The sequence below is a fragment of the Actinosynnema sp. NPDC059797 genome (genome assembly GCF_042732085.1).
Lineage (GTDB): Bacteria > Actinomycetota > Actinomycetes > Mycobacteriales > Pseudonocardiaceae > Actinosynnema.
On sequence record NZ_JBHWIE010000605.1, the window covers coordinates 1 to 2,859 of the forward strand.

Annotated in this window: 2 protein-coding genes; both read right to left on the reverse strand. The window is 72.6% G+C overall.

The window, feature by feature from the left end; all coding sequences use genetic code 11:
- On the reverse strand, positions 1-2,092 hold a 2,092-nt coding region (locus ACFV4N_RS42330; protein ID WP_499678337.1), incomplete at its 3' end, for a PQQ-dependent sugar dehydrogenase.
- A gap of 430 nt (positions 2,093-2,522) precedes the next feature.
- On the reverse strand, positions 2,523-2,859 hold a 337-nt coding region (locus tag ACFV4N_RS42335), incomplete at its 5' end, for an alpha/beta fold hydrolase (RefSeq protein WP_499678336.1).

Below are 2,859 nucleotides of genomic sequence, written 5' to 3' on the forward strand. Positions count from 1 at the left end.
GGGCGGTGCCAGCCCACCGCCACGCGGCCCGGGGTAATCGCCCCAGCTCGACCTTGAGGATGCTCTCGTTGCTGTTGTTGGCGATGCTGTCCTTGTCGCCGCGGGTGCTGGTGGTCAGCCACAGGCCGCCGTCGGCGGAGGGCTCCACGGTGCGCAGCCGCCCGTAGGCGCCGTTGAGGTGCTGCTGGACGTTGGTCAGGTTCTCGCCGGAGATCTCGGCCCGGTACAGCCGCGCGCCGCGCAGGCAGGCGATGTAGAGGGCGTCGCGGACCACCGCGATCCCGCTGCACGAGGCCTCGGCGACGGGGTAGGTGCGCTTGGGCGCGATGAAGCCGGGCTCGTCGCAGCTGCCGGTGGTGCCCTCGCAGCGGGGCCAGCCGTAGTTGCCGCCGCGCACGATCAGGTTCGTCTCGTCCATGACGGAGTTGCCGAACTCCTGCTCCCACAACCGGCCCTGGGAGTCGAAGGCCAGGCCCTGCGGGTTGCGGTGGCCGTAGCTCCAGACCGGCGTGCCGAAGGGGTTGTCGGCGGGGATGGTGCCGTCGGGGTTGATGCGCAGGACCTTGCCGGCGAGGTTGGTGCGGTCCTGGGCCCACTCGCCGTTCTGCCCGTCGCCCGTGGCGATGTAGAGCTTGCCGTCGGGACCGAAGCGCAGCCGGCCGCCGTTGTGGTACTTGTTGCGCGGGATGCCGGTGAGCAGCACCTGCGGCGAGCCGCTGAGCGCGCCGTCGGTGTAGCGGATGCGCACCACCCGGTTGTCGGTCGGGCTGGTGTGCATGACGTACACCCACGGGTCGGTGGTGAAGTCCGGGGCCACGGCGATGCCCAGGACCCCGCCCTCGCCGTCCGTCCCGGCCGTGTTCGGCACGCGCCCGACGACGGTCTTCGCACCGGTGGCGGGGTCGAGGCGGACCAGTTCGAAGGTGTCGCGGCGGCCGAAGAGCACCTGTCCGCCGGGCAGGGTGGTCAGCCCCCAGGGCAGGTCGGTCTCGGTGGTGACCCTGGTGATCGTGCACAGCGCCGTGGCGCAGGCGTCGCCCGTGGTGACCGCGACGGCCGCGCTGGGGGCCGAGCGGTTGGCCTGCGCGTCGCGCGCCCGCACCCGGTACTCGTAGCGGGTGTTCGCGGCCAGGCCGCTGTCGGTGAACGACGTCGCGTTCGCGCCGCTGGTCGAGCCGACCTGGACGCCGTCGCGCAGGACCTCGTAGCCGGTGACGCCGACGTTGTCGGTGGCCGGCGACCAGCGGACCGTGGCGGAGGTGCCCGACGCGGTCGCCGTCACGCCGGTGGGCGTGCTGGGCGGCGTGGTGTCGGCCTGGCACTGCGGCACGGTGATGGTGACCGTGGCGCTGGCCTGGGAGACGTTGCCGGCGGCGTCGCGGGCGTTGACGTACAGGCCCCAGGTGGCGCCCGGCACGACGGTCAGGTCCGCCGACAGCGCCGTGCCCGGCACCGAGGTCATGAGCTGCCCGTCGTGGTAGACGTCGTAGAACGCCACGCCCACGTCGTCCGTCGACGCGGACCACGAGAACGTCACCCCGGAGCACGTCAGGTTCGAGGTGCGGGGGTTCGCGGGCGCGGTCGGCGGTGTGGTGTCCGCGCCGAGCCTGACCAGTTGCCACTGCTGGTTGGCGCGGCCCGAGTCGGGGAGCTGGACGACCCGCGCGCCGTCGGCGGTGGAGGAGTTCAGCACGTCCACGGCCTTGCCGCTCGCCCGGTTGAGCAGGCGCACGTAGCCGCCGGCGGAGTCGGCCAACCGGAACTGCTGGCCGGCGAGGTCGGCGTCGGTCGCCTGCACCAGGCCGGCGCCGTCGGCGGTGGACGGGAAGCCCAGGACCCGGCCGCTGTGCCGTGACCTGAGCCGGTAGTAGCCGCCGCCGGAGTCGACGAACTGCCACTGCTGCCAGGCGCCGTCGTTGCGGGTGTACTGGGAGATCCGGGCGTTGTTCGCGGTGCTGCGCCCGTACACGTCCAGCACCTTGCCGCTGTTGCGGTTGACCAGCACGTACGAGGCGCCGGTGTCCACGGTGGCGGCCGACGCGACGGGCAGGGGGAGGACGATGCCGGCGACCGACAGCGCCACCACCCACACCGCGCGCAGTCGCGGTCGGTGGACGGCGTTCTTCCTGGTCGCGAGGGGATCTCGCATGGTCTTCCTCTCACGGAATGCAAGGCCAATCGCCTTGTTATCGCTAACAAATTGAGGCGGCGGAATGCCGCGTCGATGGCGGTCGACGTGCACCGAAGGGGTTGAGCGGAAGTGTTCCTAGACGCGCCGGGCAGCGGTCGCGGAGAGGACCGGGCCGGGTCTCAAGTGGAACGAGAACGACCCGGACGTTTTGCGCGCACGTGAATCCATGCCTCGCCTCCTTGCGAGCAGGGTGCGTTGCGGTCGCCGCCAGATGCCGGGTCAGCACGACTGGGAGCGTTCCCAGAAGCACCGTAGCGCACGGCGTTCGGCGTCGACAAGCCCGCCGAGCGGGTACCCAGCAATCGTTAGCGCTAACACCCGGTAGTGGGCATCACCCGCGGAGGAAGTCGACGACGGCCGCCCGGAACGCGGGGCTGCCGACCGTCGTGCCGTGGTCGCCGGCCACCACGTGCAGCCGGGCGTCGGCGATGGCCCCGGCGAGGACGTGGGGCCGCCGGGCCAGCGGGTCGTCGTCGCCGGCGATCACCAGCGTCGGCGCGGTGATGGCGGCGAGGTCGATGCCGCTCCGGTGCACGGCGCGGGCCTGGGCGGCCAGGGAGGGGAAGTCGGCGCCCGCCGCCGCGGCGGACGCGAGCATGCCCGCGGCCTCGGGCGGCACGTCGTCGGGGTCGTCGGCCAGGAACGCGGCGGCGAGGACGTCGTTGGGC